The 21,567-nt window shown below is 62.9% G+C and carries 18 protein-coding genes; 12 read left to right on the top strand and 6 right to left on the bottom strand.

What is annotated here, in order from left to right; genetic code table 11:
• The first annotated feature begins 35 nt into the window (after positions 1-35).
• Positions 36-176: a hypothetical protein gene (locus ACX3VQ_RS06175; RefSeq protein ID WP_462570967.1), complete on the top strand. Its 141-nt coding sequence runs from the start codon at positions 36-38 to the stop codon at positions 174-176.
• A gap of 8 nt (positions 177-184) precedes the next feature.
• On the opposite strand, the gene thrS is transcribed toward ACX3VQ_RS06175, so the two are convergent.
• Positions 185-2,203, bottom strand: coding sequence for a threonine--tRNA ligase (gene thrS, locus ACX3VQ_RS06180; RefSeq protein WP_462580028.1), 2,019 nt, complete (start codon positions 2,201-2,203; stop codon positions 185-187).
• Positions 2,204-2,548: 345 nt separating this feature from the next.
• Between thrS and ACX3VQ_RS06185 the strand changes: the two genes are divergently transcribed.
• From ACX3VQ_RS06185 to ACX3VQ_RS06195, 3 genes are read left to right on the top strand one after another with little or no spacing between them, the layout of a single operon-like run.
• On the top strand, positions 2,549-2,728 hold the full coding sequence (locus ACX3VQ_RS06185; RefSeq protein WP_462570965.1) for a hypothetical protein: 180 nt from the start codon (positions 2,549-2,551) through the stop codon (positions 2,726-2,728).
• Complete coding sequence (locus tag ACX3VQ_RS06190) at positions 2,725-3,123, top strand: hypothetical protein (RefSeq protein ID WP_462580029.1); 399 nt, start codon at positions 2,725-2,727, stop codon at positions 3,121-3,123. Before ACX3VQ_RS06185 ends, ACX3VQ_RS06190 begins: the two co-directional genes overlap by 4 nt.
• A complete protein-coding gene (locus tag ACX3VQ_RS06195) occupies positions 3,120-3,311 on the top strand; it encodes a helix-turn-helix transcriptional regulator (protein WP_462580030.1) in 192 nt (63 codons plus the stop codon). The genes ACX3VQ_RS06190 and ACX3VQ_RS06195 overlap by 4 nt, the downstream gene beginning before the upstream one ends.
• On the opposite strand, the gene ACX3VQ_RS06200 is transcribed toward ACX3VQ_RS06195, so the two are convergent.
• A complete protein-coding gene (locus tag ACX3VQ_RS06200; RefSeq protein WP_462580032.1) occupies positions 3,308-4,972 on the bottom strand; it encodes an alkaline phosphatase D family protein in 1,665 nt (554 codons plus the stop codon). The two genes, ACX3VQ_RS06195 and ACX3VQ_RS06200, sit on opposite strands and share 4 nt — an antisense overlap.
• Before the next feature lie 129 nt (positions 4,973-5,101).
• On the opposite strand from ACX3VQ_RS06200, the gene ACX3VQ_RS06205 reads away from it, so the two are divergent.
• The 5 genes from ACX3VQ_RS06205 (at position 5,102) to ACX3VQ_RS06225 (ending at position 13,909) form a co-directional block, all read left to right on the top strand.
• Positions 5,102-5,836: an alpha/beta fold hydrolase gene (locus tag ACX3VQ_RS06205; RefSeq protein WP_462580033.1), complete on the top strand. Its 735-nt coding sequence runs from the start codon at positions 5,102-5,104 to the stop codon at positions 5,834-5,836.
• Between the two features lie 12 nt (positions 5,837-5,848).
• Positions 5,849-6,724, top strand: coding sequence for a tetratricopeptide repeat protein (locus tag ACX3VQ_RS06210; RefSeq protein ID WP_462580034.1), 876 nt, complete (start codon positions 5,849-5,851; stop codon positions 6,722-6,724).
• A complete protein-coding gene (locus ACX3VQ_RS06215) occupies positions 6,721-7,704 on the top strand; it encodes an LLM class flavin-dependent oxidoreductase (RefSeq protein ID WP_462580035.1) in 984 nt (327 codons plus the stop codon). The genes ACX3VQ_RS06210 and ACX3VQ_RS06215 overlap by 4 nt, the downstream gene beginning before the upstream one ends.
• A 206-nt stretch (positions 7,705-7,910) precedes the next feature.
• On the top strand, positions 7,911-12,617 hold the full coding sequence (locus ACX3VQ_RS06220; protein WP_462580036.1) for an NAD-glutamate dehydrogenase: 4,707 nt from the start codon (positions 7,911-7,913) through the stop codon (positions 12,615-12,617).
• 59 nt (positions 12,618-12,676) lie between these two features.
• Positions 12,677-13,909 carry an NAD(P)/FAD-dependent oxidoreductase gene (locus ACX3VQ_RS06225; RefSeq protein ID WP_462570955.1) on the top strand — a complete coding sequence of 411 codons (1,233 nt, stop codon included), beginning with the start codon at positions 12,677-12,679 and terminating at the stop codon, positions 13,907-13,909.
• Here the strand turns inward: ACX3VQ_RS06225 and queG are convergent.
• The gene (queG, locus tag ACX3VQ_RS06230; protein ID WP_462580037.1) at positions 13,893-14,954 is read right to left on the bottom strand and encodes a tRNA epoxyqueuosine(34) reductase QueG; all 1,062 of its coding nucleotides are present in this window, start codon (positions 14,952-14,954) and stop codon (positions 13,893-13,895) included. The genes ACX3VQ_RS06225 and queG overlap by 17 nt on opposite strands.
• Positions 14,955-15,019: 65 nt before the next feature.
• Between queG and ACX3VQ_RS06235 the strand changes: the two genes are divergently transcribed.
• From ACX3VQ_RS06235 to ACX3VQ_RS06245, 3 genes are all read left to right on the top strand, one after another.
• Positions 15,020-16,015 (top strand): ABC transporter ATP-binding protein, encoded by a 996-nt coding sequence (locus ACX3VQ_RS06235; RefSeq protein ID WP_462580706.1) that lies wholly within the window; start codon positions 15,020-15,022, stop codon positions 16,013-16,015.
• On the top strand, positions 16,012-17,277 hold the full coding sequence (locus ACX3VQ_RS06240; RefSeq protein ID WP_462580039.1) for an ABC transporter permease: 1,266 nt from the start codon (positions 16,012-16,014) through the stop codon (positions 17,275-17,277). The genes ACX3VQ_RS06235 and ACX3VQ_RS06240 overlap by 4 nt, the downstream gene beginning before the upstream one ends.
• A gap of 114 nt (positions 17,278-17,391) precedes the next feature.
• Entirely contained in the window at positions 17,392-18,732 is a 1,341-nt protein-coding gene (locus ACX3VQ_RS06245) for a cytochrome P450 (protein ID WP_462580041.1), read from the top strand.
• Positions 18,733-18,765: 33 nt separating this feature from the next.
• On the opposite strand, the gene ACX3VQ_RS06250 is transcribed toward ACX3VQ_RS06245, so the two are convergent.
• The 3 genes from ACX3VQ_RS06250 to ACX3VQ_RS06260 all read right to left on the bottom strand — a co-directional run bounded on the left by ACX3VQ_RS06250 (position 18,766) and on the right by ACX3VQ_RS06260 (position 21,558).
• Positions 18,766-20,562 (bottom strand): hypothetical protein, encoded by a 1,797-nt coding sequence (locus ACX3VQ_RS06250; protein WP_462580043.1) that lies wholly within the window; start codon positions 20,560-20,562, stop codon positions 18,766-18,768.
• 56 nt (positions 20,563-20,618) lie between these two features.
• Complete coding sequence (locus ACX3VQ_RS06255) at positions 20,619-21,032, bottom strand: GtrA family protein (protein ID WP_462580044.1); 414 nt, start codon at positions 21,030-21,032, stop codon at positions 20,619-20,621.
• Positions 21,033-21,144: 112 nt separating this feature from the next.
• Positions 21,145-21,558: a GtrA family protein gene (locus ACX3VQ_RS06260; RefSeq protein WP_462580708.1), complete on the bottom strand. Its 414-nt coding sequence runs from the start codon at positions 21,556-21,558 to the stop codon at positions 21,145-21,147.
• Positions 21,559-21,567 lie beyond the last annotated feature (9 nt).

Genomic DNA, 21,567 nt, shown 5'->3' on the forward strand with positions numbered 1-21,567 from the left:
CCCTTCGTTAGGGCGATGGCGCGACAATCACCGCCATGTCCAAGGTCATTACCCTCATGCGCGCGGCCGAACTGGCAAACAAGGTCGCCGAGGCCCGGGCGGAAGTGCTGCGATCCTCGATCGTGTGCACTTGCGCCGTGGCACTCATCGCCGCCGGCCGCGCGCTTCCTTTCTGACCTGACGCTCAGCTGCCGCGCAAATCCGGCGGGGTCGCGCCTTCCACCAGCATCGCAATCGCCTCATCAAGGCTCATCACCTTCTGGTGCTCGACGCCCAGTGTGCGCACCGCGACCGTGCCTTCCTCGGCTTCGCGCTTGCCCACCACCAGCAGATGCGGGACCTTTGCCAACGAGTGTTCGCGCACCTTGTAGTTGATCTTCTCGTTGCGAAGATCCGCCTCGACGCGGATGCCCGCTGCCTTCAGCTTCTCGACCAGATCCTGCGCATAGCCATCAGCATCGGAAACGATTGTCGCCACCACCGCCTGGGTCGGCGCGAGCCAGACCGGCAGGCGGCCCGCGAAATGTTCGATCAGAATGCCGATAAAGCGCTCGTATGAACCGAAGATCGCGCGGTGCAGCATCACCGGTCGATGCTTTTCGCCATCCTCGCCGATATAGCTCGCATCAAGCCGCTCGGGCAGCACCCGGTCGGACTGGATCGTGCCAACCTGCCAGGTGCGCCCGATCGCATCGGTCAGATGCCATTCGAGCTTGGGCGCATAGAAGGCGCCTTCGCCGGGCAGTTCTTCCCAGCCATATTCCTCGCTCGCCATGCCGGCTTCGGCCACCGCCTGGCGCAGTTCGGCCTCGGCCTTGTCCCAGTCTTCATCGGAGCCGTAACGCTGATCCGGCCGCAGCGCGAGCTTGATCTGGTAGGTGAAACCGAAGTCGCGATAGACCCGGTCGGCCAGCTGACAGAAAGCCTGCACTTCGGCAACGATCTGGTCTTCGGTGCAGAAGATATGCGCGTCATCCTGCGTGAACTGGCGCACGCGCATCAATCCGTGCAGCGCGCCGTGCGGCTCGTTGCGGTGGCAGCAACCGTTCTCATAGAGGCGCAGCGGCAGGTCGCGATAGCTGGTGATGCCCTGCTTGAAGACCAGCACATGCGCCGGGCAGTTCATCGGCTTGATCGCCATCCAGTCTGCATCGCGCGAGATAAGCTCGCCTTCATCCGCGGTATTGGGCACCACATCGGGCACAACGAACATGTTCTCGCGATATTTGCCCCAGTGTCCGGACTTCTCCCACTGGCGCGCATCCATCACCTGCGGCGTCTTGACCTCCTGGTAGCCCGCCCCGTCGATCGCGCGGCGCATATAGGCCTCCAGCTCGCGCCAGATCATATAGCCATTGGGGTGCCAGAAGACGCTGCCATGCGCCTCTTCCTGCAGGTGGAACAGGTCCATCTCGCGGCCCAGCTTGCGGTGGTCGCGTTTGGCAGCCTCTTCCAGGCGGTGGAGATGCGCGTCGAGCTGCTTCTTGTTCAGCCAGCCGGTGCCGTAGATGCGCGTGAGCTGCGCATTCTTCTGGTCGCCGCGCCAATATGCCCCGGCAACCCGCATCAGCTTGAACGCAGCCGGATCGAGCTTGCCGGTGCTGGGCAGGTGCGGGCCGCGGCACATGTCGAGCCAGGAACCCTGTTCATTCGGGGCCCCGGACCAGTAGACCGTCAGCTCCTCATCCTCGGGCAGTTCCTGCGCCCATTCGGCCTTGAAGGTCTCGCCTTCACTTTCCCATTTCTCGATCAGCTGCTCGCGCGACCAGGCCTCGCGCACCAGAGGCTTGTCGGCGCGAATGATCCGCCGCATTTCTTCCTCGATCGCAGGAAGGTCGTCCATGCTGAACGGCTCGCGGCCTTCAGGCGCCATCACATCGTAATAGAACCCGTCATCGGTTGCCGGCCCGAAAGTGATCTGCGTGCCGGGCCACAGCGTCTGCACCGCTTCGGCCAGGACATGGGCATAATCATGCCGCGCGAGCTCCAGCGCCTCGGCCTCATCGCGGCTGGTGATGAGCGCCAGCTCCGCATCGCCATCGAAGGGGCGATTGAGGTCGCGCACCTCGCCATTCACGCGCGCGGCCAGCGCAGCCTTGGCAAGGCCGGGACCGATGGCCGCCGCGACGTCAGCCGGGGTCGAACCGGCAGGCATTTCGCGGGAGGAGCCATCGGGCAGGCTGATCTTGAGCAATTCCGTCATCGGTTTCTCTTACATTCTCAACTGTCACGCCCATGGCACAGCCAAACGCGCGCTTGAAGTGCGATGTGAAGAATACTTGCCGATTTCGGGAAGACACCGCGCCACCCGAAACCGGGTGGCAGGCATCACGTTCAAGCCGCGATCAGCCGCCCCCGGAAATCCGAGGTGGTAGTCGTAGCGATCCTGGTCAGCAGCTTGGCCATTGGCTGCGTATAACGCGGCAAGGTCGCGATGTCATTACCCCGGCCGATTTGGAAAGCACCCGCGCCATAAAGGAAAGGTAACTTGACACACCGCGTGAATCGTGTAAATGGTGCTTTACACAAGAGCAAAGGAGCTTGTCATATGTCGAATATCTGGAAGGCAGCTGCGTGGGCGATATTGATCATCGCGGTCGCGCTTGCCGGGCGCAGTGAGGTACTGCTTAATCATGACACGAGCGCGATGCTGGTCACCACGCTTCCCATACTGGCGCTTGCCTCGCTCAAGGGGCGCAGCAGTTGCAACTGGAGGGCAAGAGCATGAAATTGTCACCTCGGCGACTGGATGCCTTTCTTGTCCTGCCGCTTGGCGCTTCGCTGCTGATGATCGGCGAAGCAGCCAAAGAACGAGCCGTCACCCTGAACTTCACTGCCTGGGAACAGGCCGCCATTCTTGGTGCCGGCACGCTGGTATTGGTCTTTCTCGTCATCAGGGCGACCGCATTCGATCGCAGATGTAGCGAGGATTATATCTTCCAATTGATGGCCAACGCGGCGCTGGTTGCCATGGGCTGCATGGCTCTGGTCAATGTGATCTGGATGCTGGCGATGAAGTTCTACGCCATCCCCCAACTGACCGGCCAGAACATCACCGGTATCGCCATCCTGGCCTGGATATTGGCCTATTACTGGTATCGTCTGCGTGGGTTTCAGAAATGAGGAACCGGCTCAAGGTGCTGCGCGCAGAGCGCGACTGGAGCCAGCAGGATCTGGCCGAACGCCTTGGCGTGAGTCGCCAGAGTGTCAACGCGATCGAAACTGGCCGTTATGATCCCTCGCTGCCGCTGGCGTTCAAGATCGCCGAGGTGTTCGCCCTGAAAATCGAGGAAATCTTCGAGCGCGACTAAACCTGTAAAGCATTCGATCCGGCCGCGCTGGTGATCCGTTTGACGCCAGCCAATGCGGCCGAGCGCGCTCGAACCGTTTTGACGAAGCGATATTCGCTGCTCGCCGCTTCGGGAGTCAGTTCGACCACCACATAGCCGCGCTGCGATGTGTCAGCGAATGTCAGGCCCGGATTGTGGCCCACTATGGATCGGGCGAGTCTTTCCGGCGCAATTGCGCCAAGATAGCTCTCAAGCCCCGGCGAGCTGACCGAATGCACCCCGAACTCAATCCCGACGCGGTTGCCCTGGTGGGCAAGATTGAAGGCCCAGGCATTGTGCGTATCGCCCGCCAGCGAGATGAGATTGGCATCGGCAGCCAGGGCAGCTTCGAACAGGCGTGCGCGCGCGGCAGGATACCCATCCCAGGCATCCAAATTGGCAGGCAAGCCGGCACGCCCGGCAACGGCACTTGCCTGCACCTGGCGACGCACATACTCTGGTGTATCCGCAGGCAACGCTTCGGCCAGGCCAGGTTCGGCATAAAGCTCGCCCATCAGCACTTGCTGGACGAGCACCTGCCAGATTGCGCCATGCTGGCGTGAAGCCTTGAGGCGATCGCCCAGCCATGACTGCTGCGCGGCGCCCAGCATCTCGCGATCGGCCGTCCGGAAGCTGCCATCGCGAAAAGCTGCCAATGCGGTACCGATTTCCTCGGGTGTTCGCCTGCCCCCGATCACCTCTGCCAGGTCGAACTGCTTGTCACGCCCGGCCAATCTCGTATCCAGCCGCAGCAAGGTGGCAAGCTCGCCCACCTGATATTCGGCATAGGGCTCATCCGACACCGGCAGCCACTCACGATAGGCGCGCATCGCCGCCGACTTGCGCACTTCCCATGGCCCTTCGGTATCGGGCTGGTGGTTCTGCGCCCCGTCTTTCCAGCTGTCATTTGCGGTTTCGTGATCGTCCCACACGCTGATCATCGGCAATAGCTGATGAATCCGCCGCAGGTCTGGATCGCTGCGATAGGTGGCATAGCGCAGACGGTAATCGGCCAGCGCCACGATCTCGTTTTCCGGCCACAGCACGCGGTTGGGGTTCGCCTCCCTCGCCGATGGATATGTGCCGCGCCCGTATTCGTAAATATAGTCGCCCAGATGCAGCGCCAGATCGAGATCGTTCGCTTCTGCGGCATGGGCATAGGCGTTGAACCAGCCGAAGCCGTAATTCGAACAGCTGAACACCGCCATGCGGAAACGGTCGACCGCGCCATCGGGCAGCGTGCGCGTGCGCCCGACTTCGGATTGCGTACCGTTCGGCGCGATGAAACGGTAATAATACCATTGACCGGGGTCGAGCCCTTCGGCCCACGCCTTGGCGCAGCTATCGTTGGCCGGGCTGGCGATCACCTCACCTGCGGCAACAACGCGCACGAAATCCATCGCATCGCTCACTTCCCAGGCAAGCCTGGCGTCTTGCCCGGCAACATAGCGCGTCCACAACAACACCCGGTCTTGCCCCGGCTCCCCGCTCGCCACGCCATGCGTGAAGCCGCTACCGAAACCGCGCGCCGCCAGCGGCGCGGCAGCTGTTACTGCGGCTAGCCCGCCCAGCCGGAACAGATTGCGGCGGGTAAGCGAATGCGCCGGGAGCGCAGGCGAAGCGGGGGGGTCTGTCTTGATCATAGGTGCGATCTAAGCTGCGCCTGTGGCATGCAAATGACAAGCGATTCCAACGCGCCCCTGCATCGCTCACTGCATAGCTCCCTGCATCGCCCCTTGCGTCACCCATGCTAGGGCGGGCATGAGACAAGCATGAGCGACATCCTGTTCCACACCATGCCCGATGGCCGCCAGATCGCGCATCGCTTCACGCCGGGCAGCGGGCCAGCTCTGGTTTTCCTGCCCGGCTATATGTCCGACATGGAAGGCGGCAAGGCCACCGCGATCTTCGAGGCGGCGCGCAGCGAAGGTCATGCCTGCCTGCTGCTGGATTATTCGGGCTGCGGGGCCAGCAGCGGCGCGTTCGCCGATGGCACGCTCAGCCGGTGGCGCGAGGAAGTGCTCGCGCTGATCGAAGCGACAATCGATGGCCCGGTGGTGGTGATCGGTTCGTCCATGGGCGGGTGGCTGATGCTGCTGGTGGGCGAAGCGCTGGGCGGTCGGTTGGCAGGGCTGGTGGGAATTGCATCGGCGCCCGACTTTACCGAATGGGGCAGAACGGATTCAGACAAGCGCAAACTCGCCGCCGGGGAAACAGTGTGGGACGAAAATCCTTATGGCCCCGACCCCACACCGCTGCATCCCGGCTTCTTCGCTGATGGCCAGGCGCAGCTGCGGCTCGGCGGGCAAATTGCGGTGAATTGCCCCGTGCGGCTGCTGCACGGCCAGCGCGACCAAGACGTACCGTGGCAGATCAGCCTGCAGCTTGCCGAAGCTCTTCGTTCGGATGATATACAGGTGACCTTGCTCAAGGACGGCGATCACCGCCTGTCGCGCGAGCAGGATATTGCCCTGCTGCTACAGCAGGTCTGGGGCCTGCTCGACTAGGAAACGCATAAAATGACGCTCACCGCCATACTTTTGCCCATGCTGCTGCAAGCCATCCCCGATCCCAGCAACATGACAGTGCCCGACTATTCCGCCGAGGTGCAGGATCGCCCGCCGCGCAGCTCTTCGATCATCGATGCGCCCGAGGACTCCGGCTGGCTGGGCGAATGCCTCAAGCAGATCGAGGAAGAGCCGTCGCGCGCGCATGTCCAGGCACAGATTCGCCGCGACACGACCAGCGGCGATGACCGTGTGCTGGCCAATCACTGCCTTGGCCTGGCCGCGACAGAGCTGGGGCGCTGGGAGGAGGCACGCGCGGCTTTCACGGCAGCGCGCCAGGAAACCCCGGAAAGCGACGCGCGGCTGCGTGCACGCTTTGGCGCCATGGCGGGCAATGCCGCGCTGGTTACCGGCGACACCGCGGGAGCGCTCGATCTGCTCGATGCCGCCCGGGCTGACGCCATCGCCGCTATGGCAGGAACCCTGCAGGCGCTGATCGCGCTCGATCGCGCGCACGCGCTGGTGGAAGGCGGCGATCTCGAAGCAGCGGAGGTTGCGCTTGCCGTAGCCAGGACCTTGCAACCCGAGGATGCAGAAACCAGGCTGCTTTCGGCAACCTTGCTGCGGCGCCTCGATCGGTTGGAAGAAGCTCAGGAACAGATCGAAGAGGCCGCACGGCTGGCCCCGCTCGAACCATCGATCGGCTTGGAAGCGGGCGTGATCGCAATGCTGAGTGGCCGCGAAGAGGCGGCACGTTCGAGCTGGCTATCAGTTACCGCAATGGCGCCCGGCAGCCCCGAAGCCGCCACCGCCCAATCCTATCTAGATCAAATCGGCCCGGCACCGGCACCGCCTGCGCCCACTGCGGCTGAGGCCCCGCAGCCATGACCAGGCTTTCCGTGCTCGATCTGGTGCCGGTTCGCGAAGGCAGCAGCGTGAGCGATGCACTGGCCACGGCCACCGAACTGGCTCAGGCGGCGGAGCGATGCGGCTATGCCCGCTTCTGGGTGGCGGAGCATCACGCGATGGACGGGATCGCAGGCGGCGCGACATCGGTGGTACTGGCGCATATCGGCAATGCAACGAGCACCATCCGCATCGGTTCAGGCGGGATCATGCTGCCCAACCACACGCCATTCCAGATCGCCGAGCAGTTCGGTACGCTCGATGCGCTGTTTCCTGGCCGGGTGGACCTTGGGCTGGGCCGCGCGCCGGGTGCTGGACCCGAGCTTCAGCGCGCCTTGCGCAAGAATCTCAACCAGGCCGCCGATATGTTCCCGCAAGATGTGCTCGAGCTGCGCGCACTGATCACCGGCGATGTCGATCTGCCGATCGCGGCAACGCCGGGGCGCGGTGCCAGGATCGAATTCTGGATGCTGGGATCGAGCCTGTTCGGTGCCCAGCTCGCCGCCAGGCTGGGCATGCCCTATGCCTTTGCAGCGCATTTCGCACCTGATCACCTCGATGCCGCGCTGGAGCTGTATCGGCGTGACTTCATGCCTTCCGATGCGCTCGAAAAGCCGCATGTGATGGTGGCGATGAACATATTCGCCGCGGAAACCGATGCCGAGGCAGAACTGCTCGCCAGCAGCCAGCAACAAAGCTTTGTCCGGCTGCGCAGCGGCCAGCCCGGCAAGCTGCCTCCGCCAATTGCCGGCTATCGCGATACCTTGCCCGCGCCTGCGCAGGCCATGCTCGACCATCTGGGGCAAGCCGCAGCGGTGGGCAGCCCGGCAACAGTGCGCGAGAAGATCGCGGCTTTTATCGAACGGACAAAAGCAGACGAAATCATCTCCTGCGGGGCCACCTTTGACCCGGCGGCGCGGATCCGTTCGCTCGAATTGACAATTGACGCGATGGCCAGCTGAATTGCGCGCGTTCATCTTTAATTATGCGCCTTGCCGTAGCGGAAAGCCCATGCAGTGTTGGGAATTGATGTATAGTTATCAAATGAGCCCCCGTGAGCGGCTGCCAACGAGACATTGCCGCTTGCGGGCCTGTAGCCATGAGCCTATCGGCGCATGATTGCTACGTGATTTAAGAATAAAATTACATGCGCAGGGCAGGCAGAGCCATGGTTTCAGAAGCCAGTAAGACTACCGGAAAAAGCAACGCCACCGGGGAAAATGACGCGGTGATGGCCAAAGAGCTGGCGCAGCACATGCGCCGCTCACTGCTCCCCGGTGATACCCCTTTTTCCCCAGCCTCCTTGAAGCGCGCCGCGCAGTTCGTGCTCGATACGGCAAGTCAGCGCGAGCCCGATCGCTCGGCGCTGGGGATGGTCTCGATCGCCGGTGACCGCCGCTTCCTGCGCATTGCCGTCATCAATGACGACATGCCGTTCCTGGTCGATTCGATCGCCGCGACAATTTCAGCGCAGGGGCTGTCGATCGACCGGTTGGTACACCCGATCATCCCGGTAAAACGCACCGAGGCGGGCAAGCTCCGCGCATTTCCCAAAGGCAAGGACGCCGAAGGCGCCACACGCGAATCGATGATCTATATCGAGACCGAGCGCTGCGATGCGCGCCAGCGGCGCGAGCTTGAGCGCCGCCTGCGAACCACGCTGGGCGATGTGCGCGCAGCGGTGCGCGATTGGCCCAAGATGCAGGCCGCCATGGCTGAAGACGCAGAGCGGCTGGACGATGCAGAGCATGTCGAACTGCTCGAATGGTTCAATTCGGGCATGCTGACCCAGCTTGGCCACATCACCCGCAAGCGCGACGGAAGCCATGGCCGGATATTGGGGATTTGCCGCAAGAGCGCGCGCCAATTGCTGGCGGACAGCTCATATGAACGCGCCTTTGCCTGGTTCGACGGTGAACACCGCAGCGGCAGGCCTTGTGACATATTGATCGTCAAGGCCAATCACGTGTCCAACGTCCACCGCCGCGTGCCGCTCGACCTGTTCATCGTGCCGCTGCGCGAAGACGGCAAGCTGACCGCACTTTCAATTCATGCCGGCGTCTGGACCAGCGCGGCTCTGGCGAGCCCCCCGCACAAGGTGCCGCGCCTGCGCCATGCGCTCAGCCAGGTGTCCGAGAAGCTGGGTTTCCACCGCGGCGGCCATGCCGACAAGGCCCTGATCCATGCCTTCACCGCCCTGCCGCACGATCTGCTGATCGGCATGGATAATGAGGATGCTCAGCGGCTCGCGACGGCCATGATGAGCCTGGTCGATCGTCCGCGCCCGCGAATGGTGCTTATCGAGGCGCCGCTCGCACGCCACCTGTTCGCCTTTGTCTGGTTCCCGCGCGATATGCTCTCGACCCAGGTGCGCGAGCGGATCCAGGCGCTGCTCACGCAGAATAAGGGCACCGAACTGCTCGACTGGAGCCTTGAAGTCGAAGGAGGCGCTCTGGCGATGTTGCGCTTTGTGCTCGACATCCGCCAGACTGGTGAGCCGCATGACGAAGCCGCGCTTGAAGCCCGGTTGCAGGACATGCTGCGCGGCTGGACCGAAGCGGTAGAGCGCCATCTTGCCGAGCTGGATGATCCATCGCGCGCCGCCGCGATCGCGGCGCGCTATGCCCCGGCTTTTCCGGTTTCCTACCGCACCGATTACGGCCACCATGAGGCAGCAATCGACATTTGCCGGCTGCGCCGACTGGTGGCCAATGATGCCCGCGAACGCGATGTGCGGTTGTGCCACAAGAAGAACGAGGCCCCCGAACGCCTGCAGCTCAAGATCTACCAACAGCATGGCGCACTGCCGCTGTCCGACGCGGTGCCCGCGCTGGAAAATTTCGGTTTCCGGGTGCTCACCGAAATGCCGACAGCGCTCGACAATGGCGAGCTTGGCACGATTCACGATTTCACGCTGGCCCTGCCCGATGGCGAGAAGGCGCAGGCGCTGCTCGACCGGGCGGAGATCATCGAGGATGCGATTGCCGCCGTATTGAACGGCGAGAACGAGAACGATCCCTTCAACCGGCTGGTGATCGGCACGGGCCTTTTGGCGCACGAAGCCGACTGGCTGCGCGCTTTTTATCGCTACCTGCGCCAGGCAGGTGTGAGCTTCACCATCTATACCGTGGTCGATGCGCTGGCCAATGCGCCGCATGTTACGCGCGAAATGATCGCGCTGTTTCGTGCGCGGCATGATCCCCAGTTCAATGGCGCACGCGAAGATGCTGCCAAATCCGCCGGCGATGCTGTGCGCAAGGGCCTGATCAAGGTTTCGGCGATCAATGACGACCGCTTGCTGCGGCTGTACCATGCTTTGATCGAGGCGATCCTGCGCACCAATGTCTTCGCCCCGGCAAGCGAGGAGGCACTCGCATTCAAGATCGATTCCGCGCTGATCCCCAACTTGCCCAAGCCCGTGCCATGGCGTGAAATCTTCGTTTATTCGCGGCGGGTTGAAGGCATCCATCTGCGCGCCGGGCCGATTGCGCGCGGCGGCCTGCGCTGGTCGGACCGGCGGGACGATTTCCGCACCGAGATCCTGGGCCTGATGAAGGCGCAGAAGGTGAAGAACGCGGTGATCGTGCCTTCGGGCGCGAAAGGCGGCTTCTATCCCAAGCAATTGCCATCGCCGCAAAAGGATCGCGCCGGCTGGGCCGCCGAAGGGCAGGCCAGCTACGAGATATTCATTCGCACCCTTCTGTCTGTCACGGACAATCTGGTTAACGGCAAGGTCGTGCACCCTGAAAAAGTGCGCGTGCTCGACGGGGAAGATCCCTATTTCGTGGTCGCGGCCGACAAGGGCACGGCGCGCTTTTCCGACGTGGCCAACGGTATCGCCGAGCAGCGCAATTTCTGGCTGGGCGATGCCTTCGCCAGCGGCGGTTCGAACGGCTATGACCACAAGGCCATGGGCATCACCGCCAAGGGAGCATGGATTTCAGTCCAGCGCCATTTCCTGGAGATGGGCATTGATGTTCAAGCGGAGCCGGTGCGAGTGGTGGGCTGCGGCGACATGTCAGGCGACGTGTTCGGCAATGGCATGCTGCTGTCCAAGGCGATCAAGCTGATCGCGGCGTTCGATCACCGCCACATCTTTATCGATCCAGAGCCAGATCCGGCAAAAAGCTGGAAAGAGCGCAAACGGCTTTACGACCTGCCGCAATCGAGCTGGGACGATTATGACAAGGCACTCATCTCGAAGGGCGGCGGCGTGTTCCCGCGCAGCGCCAAAAGCATCAAGCTGTCCAAACAGGCGCGCGATGCATTGGGCATCGTTGCCAGCGAGATCGACCCTGATTCGCTGATCGCTGCAATCCTCCAGAGCCCGGTCGACCTGATCTGGTTCGGGGGCATCGGCACCTATATCAAGGCTGAGAGCGAGAATAACATCCAGGTGGGCGATCCCGCCAATGATGCGCTGCGGATCAATGCCGCCGACGTGCGCGCCAAGGTAATCGGCGAAGGCGCCAATCTGGGCGTGACTCAAGCCGGGCGCATCGGCTTTGCGCTTGGCGGCGGGCGCATCAATACCGATTTCATCGACAATTCGGCGGGCGTCGATTGTTCGGACAACGAGGTCAATATCAAGATTGCGCTGGCCGCCGCACAGCAGTCGGGCAAGCTCGCCGGGAAAAAGCGCAATGCGCTGCTCGAGAGTATGACCGACGAAGTCGCCGAGATAGTGCTCGAAGACAACCGGCTCCAGGCTCTGGCGCTGTCGATCGCGCAAATGGGCGGGGCAAAGGCGACCGCTTCGCACGTGCGCCTGATCGAAAAGCTCGAAGAGATGGGCGCGCTCGACCGCAAGACCGAAGGGCTGGCAGATCAGGAAGCCTATTTGCGCCGCGCCACAGAGGGCAAGGGATTGACCCGGCCCGAGCTGGCGGTGTTGCTGTCATCGGCCAAGCTGGTGCTGCAGGATGCCATTGAAGGCAGTGAACTGGTGCGGGACAGCGCGCTTGAGCCGCTGCTGATCGGGGCGTTCCCGCAAGAGCTGCGGCAGAACTATCGCAAGCAGATTTTCGAACACCGGCTGCGCGACGAACTGATTGCGACCAAGCTTGCCAACCGCATGATCAACCGGCTGGGCCTGATCCATCCGTTCGAACTGGCCGAGGAAGAAGGTGTCGGTCTGGCGCAGGTCGCCTCTGCTTTCATCGCAGTCGAGGAACTTCTCGGCATGCGCGAGATCTGGCAAGCGATCGAGAATGGCGACATGCCCGAGACGGCGCGACTGGCCCTGCTGGAGCGGGCGGCGGCTGCAATGAGTTCGCATATGGCCGATCTCATACGCCACAGCGGTGCCAGCATTGCACCAAGCACGGCGATCGATAAGCTGAGCAAGGGAATTGGTCTGCTCGAGCAGGCTGCCGAGCGGTTGCTCTCGGATGCCGTGCGCCAGCGTTCGCGGAAACAAAGCGAGTATTTCGTCGACCAGGGCACGCCGCGGGCATTGGCCGCCAAGGTTGTGCACCTATTCGATATGGACGGGTCGATCGGGCTGGCCGGGCTCGCGCGCGATAGCGGTATCGAGCCCGAAGTACTCGCCAAGGCATTTATCTGGCTAGGCTCGAAACTGGGGCTCGATTGGGCCCAGCAGAGTGCCGAGGACATGATCCCATCCGACCCGTGGGAACGGTTGCTGGTCAACGGGCTGGCGCGCGACTTCCAGCACATGCGGCTCGATTTCCTGCGGCGCACTTGCCAGGACAGGGGCAGGGTGCAGGCCGAGGTCGAACAATGGCTAGAGCGGCACAAGGCAGCCGTGACACAGTTCCGGAGCATGGTCGAACGCGCGCAACTGCAATCGCCGGTCGGCCCGGCAGTGCTGGCACAGGTCGCGATCCAGGCGCGGAATTTGCTCGAGAGGTAAGCGGGCCTGGCTAACGCGGGGCTTGACGGCGCGCATATTTGCGGCGAGCGACTGCGTCCATGGACAATGCAGACGTAGTGATCGTGGGCACGGGCCACGGCGGCGCGCAGGCGGCAATCGCCTTACGCCAGCAGGGCCACGAGGGTTCGATCCTGATGCTGGGGCGCGACAGCGAGCCTCCCTATGAGCGCCCTCCCTTGTCCAAGGAGTATCTGGCCGGTGACAAGCCGTTCGAACGGATCATGATCCGGCCGGTGCAGTTCTGGGCTGACAGGAAGATTGAACTGCGGCTCGGCGCGATGGTGCGCGATGTTGACCCGGCGGCGCATGAGGTGGTGCTGGGCGATGGCGCGCGCATTGGCTATCGCAAGCTGATCTGGGCTGGCGGCGGCGATCCCCGCCGCCTTTCGTGCCCGGGCGCCAATCTCAAGGGCGTGCACGCGGTGCGCGACAAGCGCGACGTCGATGCAATCATGGCCCAGCTCGAACAAGGCGCGAAGCGCTTCGTTGTCATCGGCGGCGGATATATCGGGCTGGAGGCAGCCGCGGTGCTGCGCAAGCTCGGTTGCGAAGTGACCTTGCTGGAAGCATTGCCGCGCGTGCTGGCGCGGGTTGCGGGCGAGGAACTCTCGCGCTTTATCGAGCAGGAACACCGCGAGCATGGCGTCGACCTGCGCCTCGAAACCGCAGTCGACGCGATCGAGGGTGACGACGATGGCAAGGTCACCGGCGTGCGGCTGGCAGAAGGCGAGGTGATCGCTTGTGATGCCGTGATCGTGGGGATCGGCATCGTGCCGACAGTCGCCCCGCTGATTGCAGCCGGAGCGGCCGGATCGAACGGCGTCGATGTGGATGTCTATTGCCGCACCACGCTCGACGATATCTATGCCATCGGCGATTGCGCCGCGCATGCCAATCCCTTTGCCGACCAGGCGGTGATCCGGCTCGAATCGGTGCAGAACGCGAATGATATGGCGAATACTGCCGCGCGCGCGATTATGGGCGACAAGCAGCCCTATCACGCGCTGCCATGGTTCTGGTCGAACCAGTATGATCTCAAACTACAGACCGCCGGGCTGTCGCTTGGCTACGACCAGGCGGTGGTGCGCGGCGATCCGGCCACGCGCAAGTTCAGCATCGTCTATCTCAAGGAGCGGCGCCCGATCGCCTTCGACTGCGTCAGCAATACCAGGGACTATGTCCAGGGGCGCAAGCTGCTGGAGAATGAAGTGGGCGAAGTAGACCTGGACTTGCTGGCTGATCCAGAGGTGCCACTCAAGGATTTGCTTTGAGCCTATCGGCTGCCCAATCGGCGGCCTCTGCCACCACCGGATCGGGATCTCCCAGCAGCAGCTCGACTTGCGCCAGCAGCGATGCATCGCCGCTATTGCCCGCGGCATAAAGGCAGTTCCTCACAAACCGGTTACGCCCGATCCGCTTTATCGGCGAACCGGAGAAAAGCGCGCGGAAGCCCGCGTCATCAAGCTCCAGCAGCCGGGCAAGGGGCGGGGCGAGCAGTTCCTCGCGCGGCAGGAAATCACGGTGCGCCTGCGCAGCTTCGGCAAACTTGTTCCACGGGCAAACCGCCAGGCAATCATCACAGCCATAGATCCGGTTGCCTAACGCCTTGCGGAATTCCTCCGCTATCGGGCCCTTGTGTTCGATCGTTAGATAGGAAATGCAGCGCCGCGCATCGAGCCGGTAGGGAGCGGGAAAGGCATCGGTGGGGCAGGCCGCCTGACAGGCATTGCATGAACCGCAGCGGTCATCATGCGGCGCGTCGGGCGCCAGCTCCAGCGTGGTGTAGATCGCGCCCAGAAACAGCCAACTGCCATGATCGCGGCTGACCAGATTGGTGTGCTTGCCCTGCCACCCGATCCCGGCCGCCTGCCCCAGCGGCTTTTCCATCACCGGGGCGGTATCGACGAACACCTTCAACTCTGCCTCCGGCCTTTCAGCCACCAGCCACCGCGCCAGCGCCTTCAGGCGCTTCTTGAGCGTGTCGTGATAATCGCGCCCCTGCGCGTAAACCGAGATGCGCGCTTTGTCGGGGTGCGCTTCAAGCGCCAGCGGATCGTGTGTTGGCGCGTAGCTCATTCCCAGCGCGATCACGCTTTTTGCTGCCGGCCACATGGCGTTGGGGCCGCGCCGCACATCGGAGCGCGCCTCCATCCATTCCATCGTGCCGTGGCACCCGTCGCCCAGCCATTCGTCAAGCCGCCGCCCGACCAGCGGATCATCGCGCGCCGCGGCTACCCCGCAAGCGACAAAGCCGTGCTGTGCAGCCTCTGCCTTGAGGCGGGCGGTCAATTCGCCAATTGTTGCGGCATTAACCAAGCTTGGGGTTGCTCCCGTTTAGCCCTAAGCGTTAACTGGGCATGATGGATACAGTGACTGGGCATATGGCGGTAGGCGATCCAATCCTGCCCGGCAATCATGAGCATGCGGCGCGCCCGCTTGCGATCGAGGCGCGCAGGCTGGTCAAACGTTTTGACGGAACGCTGGCGGTCGACGGGATCGACATTTCTGTGCCCGAAGGTGCGATCTACGGTATTCTCGGGCCCAATGGCGCGGGCAAGACCACCACCTTGCGCATGTTGCTGGGGATCATTGACCCTGACGAAGGGGTGCGCCGTGTGTTCGGGCATGACCGGCCCCGGGAAATTGCCAGGATAATCGGCTATCTACCTGAAGAACGAGGGCTTTATCCTGCCATGAAGGCAATCGAAGCGATTGCATTCATGGGCGCGCTGCGCGGGCTGCCATTGCCTGAAGGGCGCCGACGCGGCCGCGAATTGCTGGAACGGCACGATCTTGGCCACGCTGCCGAACGCCAGATCCGGCAGCTTTCCAAGGGGATGGCGCAGACCGTGCAATTGCTCGGCACATTGGTTCACCAACCGCGACTGGTGGTGCTTGACGAGCCCTTCAGCGGGCTTGACGCGATCAACCAGGGCAAACTGGAACGGATGATCCGTGAGCTCGCCGATGACGGGGTTACGGTGATCTTTTCAACCCATGTGATTCACCATGCCGAACGTTTGTGCGAAGGCGTGGCGATCATCGCCGGCGGCAAGGTGCCCTATGCCGGATCGGTGGAAACGGCGCGCGACCGCATCCCGGCGCAAGTGCGGCTGGAGACGCGTGCGCGCGAGGGCGCATGGCTGGACGCGCTGCCTTCGCAAGCTCGCCGTGAAGGCGATTTCTTCCACTTTCCGCTGCCTGAAAGCGGAATCGAACCGCTGCTGCGCCAGCTGATCGAAGGAAATGCCGGAATTCTGTCACTGTCGATCGAGCGCGCAGGCCTGCACGATGCGTTTGTTCATATAGCCGGTGAAGCCGCGGCACGCGCGCTGGCCGAGGATTCAGCGGCCGATCTGGCGGGAGAACGCCGATGATCCAGCAAACGCATGCCAGATCGCGGCTGTCGCGCCTGCAGGCGGCCTGGGTGGTGGCGCGGCGCGATTTTGTCGCGGTCCTGTTCAGTCGGGCATTCTTCTTCTTCCTGCTGGGGCCGCTGTTCCCTGTCATCGTGGGCGGACTGGCAGGCGGTATCGGCGGGCAGGTGCAACGCGAATCCGTGAGCCACGAAATTGGCCTGGCGATGAGCGGCGCGGACAATCAGGCCTTGCTCGCCGCTCAGGACCGCTTGCGACCGCAGCTGGGCCGCAATTTGCCTATACTGGTGCCGGTCGAAGCCGCGCAGAGCGAACCCGATTTCGATTCGCGCACATTCCTTGAACAGAAACGCGGCAATTATGCCGCAATCCTGGGTGGCACGCTCGATGCGCCAGAGCTGGTCGGCACGCGCGGCCAGGTGGTGCGTTGGCAGGGCCCCGTGGCGCTGCTGGTTGGCAATGCCGCCGATGCGCAGCCGGAAGCACTGCCGCAGATCCGGGCGCAGTTGGTCAGCACCAGCGCCGCAAGCGTGCGCACCGACCGTATCCGCACCGCGCAGGCGGCCCAGATGATGCTGTTCCTGCTCACCATGCTGTTGGCGGGTATGGTGCTTTCCAACCTGGTCGAGGAAAAGGCCAACAAGATCATCGAAATCCTCGCCGCCGCGATCCCGATGGATGCCGTGTTCCTGGGCAAGCTGTTTGCCATGCTGGCGGTCTCGATCGTGGGAATCGCAGTATGGGGCCTGGCCGGATACGGCCTGTGGAGCCTGAGCGGGGGAGCGATCGCCGATGCCACCGGTTTCAACCCGTCCAACTTGCCCGCGCCGGCCGTAGGCTGGCCGATATTCGCGCTGCTCAGTGTGCTCTATTTTGCCATGGCCTATCTCCTGCTCGGTGCGCTGTTCCTCACCATCGGCGCAATGGCAGCGACAGTGCGCGAAGTGCAGACATTGTCGATGCCGGTCACCATGATGCAGCTGATGGTGTTCTTCCTGGCTGCATATGTGATCACCCAGCCGGGTTCGACACTGGAAATGGTTGCGATCGTTTTCCCCTTGAGCTCGCCCTTCGCCATGCTGGCGCGCGCGGCCATGCAGGAAACGCTGTGGGTCCATGCGGCCGCGCTCGCCTGGCAGGCGCTGATGGTGCTGCTGATCGTCAAGGGCGGCTCGACTTTGTTCCGCAAGCGGGTGATGAAATCAGGCGGCGCCGGGCGCGACAAGCCCAGGCGGCGCCTGTTCGGCGCGGCAAGGGCATGAATCGACGCAGAATAGGTCCCTGATCGAAACTGACTATTGACATGGCTGTAAATAGCCGCAGGATAGCGGCGAGAGAGTGGGCGATTGAAAGAGTCGTCCGAAACGGAGAGAGAAATGGCCACGATTGCTCCCCAGCGCCCCGAAGTCCGCCGGTCCCCTACTGCCTATGAGGCGCTGCGCGAACATCTGAAGACGCATCCTGACGAAAGGTTGCAGCATCCGCACAAATGGGACGTGAGCCGTTCCGACATCTATTACAACGATACCTGGCAGCCGATCTTCAAGGAGATGCGCGAGGCCGGGCCGCTGCACTACATTCCCGAAAGCCCGTACGGCCCCTATTGGGCGGTGGTGCAACACAAGGCGATCCAGCATATCGAAGCGCTGCCGGAACTGTTCTCGTCGAGCTGGGAATATGGCGGGATTACTATCCTTGAACGCCTCAGCGACGAAGAGATGGCGGAGCGCGGATTGGAAGAGCGGCGCGAGCTGCCGATGTTCATCGCCATGGACCGGCCGCAGCACACCGGCCAGCGCCGCACCGTTGCGCCCAAGTTCACCCCCAGCGGAATGGCGGAAATGGAAGGCGAAATCCGCCAGCGCACCGGCGAATTGCTTGACTCGCTGCCACGTGGGGAAGTGTTCGACTGGGTCGACACCGTCTCGATCGAGCTGACCACCGGAATGCTGGCGATCCTGTTCGGCTTCCCGTGGGAAGATCGCCGCTTGCTGACCTACTGGTCAGACTGGTCAGGCGATACGGAGCTTGCCACTGTGCGCGAACTTGACGAGCTGCGCTGGGGCATCCTGCAGGAAATGGGCGCTTATTTCCAGTCGCTCTGGATCGAGCGGACGCATGACAAGGAGCCGGGTGACGATCTCATCTCGATGATGATCCATTCGGACGCGATGAACCAGATGAGCCCGCAGGAATTCATGGGCAATCTGGTGCTGCTGATTGTGGGCGGGAACGATACCACCCGCAACACCATGAGCGGGATCATCCATGCCTTTGACAAGTTCCCCGACCAGCGCAAGCTGTTCGAGGAGAACCCAGGCCTCATCCCCAACGCGGTGCAGGAATGCATCCGCTACCAGACCCCGCTGGCGCATATGCGCCGCACCTGCACCGAAGATACCGAGGTGTTTGGACAGCAGGTGAAAAAGGGCGACAAGCTGGTGCTGTGGTATCTTTCGGCCAATCGCGACGAGGAAGTGTTCGAGAATCCCGACAAGCTCGACATCACCCGAGAGAACGCGCGGCGCCACCTCAGCTTCGGCTATGGTATTCACCGCTGCGTCGGCGCGCGCCTGGCAGAGCTCCAGCTCAAGGTCCTGCTCGAGGAAATGCACAAACGGCGCATGCGGGTGCATGTGGCAGGCAATGTCGAGCGGGTGCGGGCCAATTTCGTGCACGGCTTCCGCAAGCTAGAGGTCGAGATCACCGAATTCTGATGCTCTGATGGCCTTGCCCTGCGCTGCGCTGCGCTATCCCTTGGCGCAGTGGGCCTGTGTGCCCAGGCATGGTGATCCGGCATGGGTGGAAAGCGCCCCAGGGTCAGGGCCCTGGCTGCGGATCACCCGCCATACCTTGAGTTCATCCGGTCCGCCGATGTCGACCGGCGCAAGCCAATCGGGCGGGTCATCTGCCAACAGGCGGCTCATCAAGGCGCCTTCGCCGCCGCCTATGCTGAAGTTGCGCGTCTCTACCACATCGGCGCAGAGCACTACATAGTCGGCCTTATAGGCATCGACATATTCGCGTGCGAGAGCAGGCGGGCTGGTGAAACTTAAGATCACATCATGCATCGCCTGCTCTGCGCGATGGTGGGCCGATGCGACCACGCTGTGACGTGTTTGAGCCAATACCGCGGGGCCAATATCAAGCGGCGTGAACAGGACCGCAGGCGGAAGCTTTTTCAGCAGTTGCGCCTGGCTATGTAGCTCGCAGCGCGAATCCCCAAGCCGCACCGCACCCTGGCTTGGTCTGTCAGGTGCAAGTTTCATTGCCATCGTCACCAAGCCGCCGGGGAGAAATACCGCGAACAGAAGCAGCGCCAGGCCCAGCTTGGGCAGCAGGCTGGGATAAGCACGCCAGCGCTTGAACATCTGCCCGATGAACCAACCCATCGGCAATGCCGCCAGCACGCCCGCAAATGCTATCGACCGATAGGTCATCACACCGCCGCAAAACGCGATTGCGAGCAGCAGCGCATATTCGAACAACCAGCCTCGCAGCCAGTCATGGCTCCGCCCCGCCAGGTACAGCGTCACGCCCAATGCGAACAGCGGCTGGACCAGCGCTGGAATTGCCTCGCTGGGGCCTCTGTTCCACAGCGGCCTTCCCTCAGTCACGTTGAGATACCAGTAATCGCGCACCAGTGGATCGAGCCCGGCAAAGGGCGGGGCCAGGCATTGCGGGGCGGACCAGCCAAGAAAGCCCAGCCCCAGCAGCGCAAAACTGCCCAGTGCCAGCACCAGCGGCAGGCGCGGCATGCGCGGCGCCACCGCAAGCATCCCGGAACCGAGCGCCACGATCAGAAAAAAACCCAGATGCGGCGAGGAAATCACATCGCAATGCGCGGCAAGGTCAGGCAAACCGCGGGTCAAGGCAAAGGCGACGGCAAGGCCCAACGCCAGCGTTTGCAGGTAAGCAACCAGCCACCAGCGGGCACGATGATCGCGCATCCAGCGCAGGGCGAAGATCAGGCCGAATGCTGCGGCCAGGAAGATCACTTCGAGCGAAATCATCAACCCGAATGCCATCGCCAGGCCCGCTGCCGCGCCGCCGCGCGGTGCGCTGCGCCACGACATTGCCCAAGCTCCGAAGGCTACCGTGAAGATCTGCCAGCCATGGTGATCTATCCTGAGCGGCTGGAACTGCATCGGCACCAGCGGCAGCAGCAGCAACGCGAGGCAGGCGTAGATCGCCGTTTGCCGGTCGAACAGCCGCCAGGTGAGCCGGCCCACTGCGAATGTAGTCGGGAGCAGGATCAGCAGCGGCAATACGATCATCGTCGCCCGTTCGGCCTGCGGCATCTCCATGAATTGCGAGAATAGCAGGATCAACGCCGCAATCGGCACATCGACCAGCCGCGACCAATGCATCTGCGTGCCTTCGGGCGGGGTCATCCGGTATTGGTGCAAATCGTACCAACCCTGCCCTGCTAGCAGGTCCCTCACCTGTGCCAGGCGGAGCGAATCGTCCGGACCGGGAAAGCGGCCCGCAAGGATGTTTTGGCCGGCAACCAGCAGCAGCACCGCGCATAGGCCCAGCCACGCCAAAAATATGGCGCGATTCGGGCTCTCGCCCAGGCGCATACGCCGGTCATCCATATGCATCAGTCCAGCCCGCGCTGAAATACCACCCTGCTACGGATCAGATAGGTCAGAATGAAACTGGCCACAATGGCGGCCAGCTTGGCTAACCGCGGGTCTGCTCCGGCTTGATCGCCAAGACCGACAATCGCAGTGGTAAGCGCCAGGCCGATCAGCGCCGATATCACGAATAATGCCTTCTGTTTCATGCGCTCGCGCCCGCGAGCGGCAAGGCCATCATTGAACACCTTGCGGCTGGAAAGCAGCCAATGCGCAGCAATCCCGACAGTATAGCCAAAGGCCGAGGCTGGCGCTGCGGCCACACCCGCCGAGAGCAGGGCGAGAAACACCCCGACATCAACCGCCAGCGCACCGACACTGGCCAGCCCGTAGCGGAGCAGGCGAATATCGCGTAGCCTGGCAAGGATTGAAAACACGCATGCCCCCCGGTTGTCAGGCCTTTCAGGCCCGCATGACCATGTCGCAAAACAAGGTTAAGAAAACGCTAGGGTAAATGCCGTGGCGGCGAAAATCCGGCTAATCCCATGGCTATTCGGGGTTGGCGCGAAACACCACGGTAAGCCGCACCAGCCATACAGTCAGAAAGCTCAGCCCCATCGCCGCCAGCTTGGCCAGCCTGGGATCGAAGCCCGCAGCATCTCCCCACCCCACCACCAAGGCGGTGAGGCCCATTCCCAGTAACGCGGAACCGACGAACAGGACCTGCTGCCCCCCGCGCTTGAGGCCCGCTTCGGCCAGCCTGTCGGGAAACACCACCCGGCTCGAAATCAGCCAGTGGACCAGCGTGCCAACCGCATAGCCGATCACTGCGGCCACGGCCGCCACCATTCCTGCCGCATAAAGCGCGAGGAAGCTGGCAAGGTCGGCCAGTGCACCAGTGGTGCTGGCCAGTGCGTAGCGCGTGAAGCGCCAGGAAAAGAGGCGAGCAACGTAATGTTTCAGCGCCGCCTC

It is taken from the genome of Altererythrobacter chaiwopuensis (assembly GCF_054957735.1).

Excerpts from the sequence above, each read along its gene's own strand:
- ACX3VQ_RS06240 (WP_462580039.1), top strand. The coding sequence starts at position 16,012 with ATGATCCAGCAAACGCATGCCAGATCGCGGCTGTCGCGCCTGCAGGCG.
- ACX3VQ_RS06225 (WP_462570955.1), top strand. The coding sequence starts at position 12,677 with ATGGACAATGCAGACGTAGTGATCGTGGGCACGGGCCACGGCGGCGCG.
- ACX3VQ_RS06175 (WP_462570967.1), top strand. The coding sequence starts at position 36 with ATGTCCAAGGTCATTACCCTCATGCGCGCGGCCGAACTGGCAAACAAG.
- ACX3VQ_RS06185 (WP_462570965.1), top strand. The coding sequence starts at position 2,549 with ATGTCGAATATCTGGAAGGCAGCTGCGTGGGCGATATTGATCATCGCG.
- ACX3VQ_RS06245 (WP_462580041.1), top strand. The coding sequence starts at position 17,392 with ATGGCCACGATTGCTCCCCAGCGCCCCGAAGTCCGCCGGTCCCCTACT.
- ACX3VQ_RS06220 (WP_462580036.1), top strand. The coding sequence starts at position 7,911 with ATGGTTTCAGAAGCCAGTAAGACTACCGGAAAAAGCAACGCCACCGGG.
- thrS (WP_462580028.1), bottom strand. The coding sequence starts at position 2,203 with ATGACGGAATTGCTCAAGATCAGCCTGCCCGATGGCTCCTCCCGCGAA.
- ACX3VQ_RS06200 (WP_462580032.1), bottom strand. The coding sequence starts at position 4,972 with ATGATCAAGACAGACCCCCCCGCTTCGCCTGCGCTCCCGGCGCATTCG.
- ACX3VQ_RS06210 (WP_462580034.1), top strand. The coding sequence starts at position 5,849 with ATGACGCTCACCGCCATACTTTTGCCCATGCTGCTGCAAGCCATCCCC.
- ACX3VQ_RS06190 (WP_462580029.1), top strand. The coding sequence starts at position 2,725 with ATGAAATTGTCACCTCGGCGACTGGATGCCTTTCTTGTCCTGCCGCTT.
- ACX3VQ_RS06215 (WP_462580035.1), top strand. The coding sequence starts at position 6,721 with ATGACCAGGCTTTCCGTGCTCGATCTGGTGCCGGTTCGCGAAGGCAGC.
- ACX3VQ_RS06235 (WP_462580706.1), top strand. The coding sequence starts at position 15,020 with ATGGCGGTAGGCGATCCAATCCTGCCCGGCAATCATGAGCATGCGGCG.
- ACX3VQ_RS06195 (WP_462580030.1), top strand. The coding sequence starts at position 3,120 with ATGAGGAACCGGCTCAAGGTGCTGCGCGCAGAGCGCGACTGGAGCCAG.
- ACX3VQ_RS06205 (WP_462580033.1), top strand. The coding sequence starts at position 5,102 with ATGAGCGACATCCTGTTCCACACCATGCCCGATGGCCGCCAGATCGCG.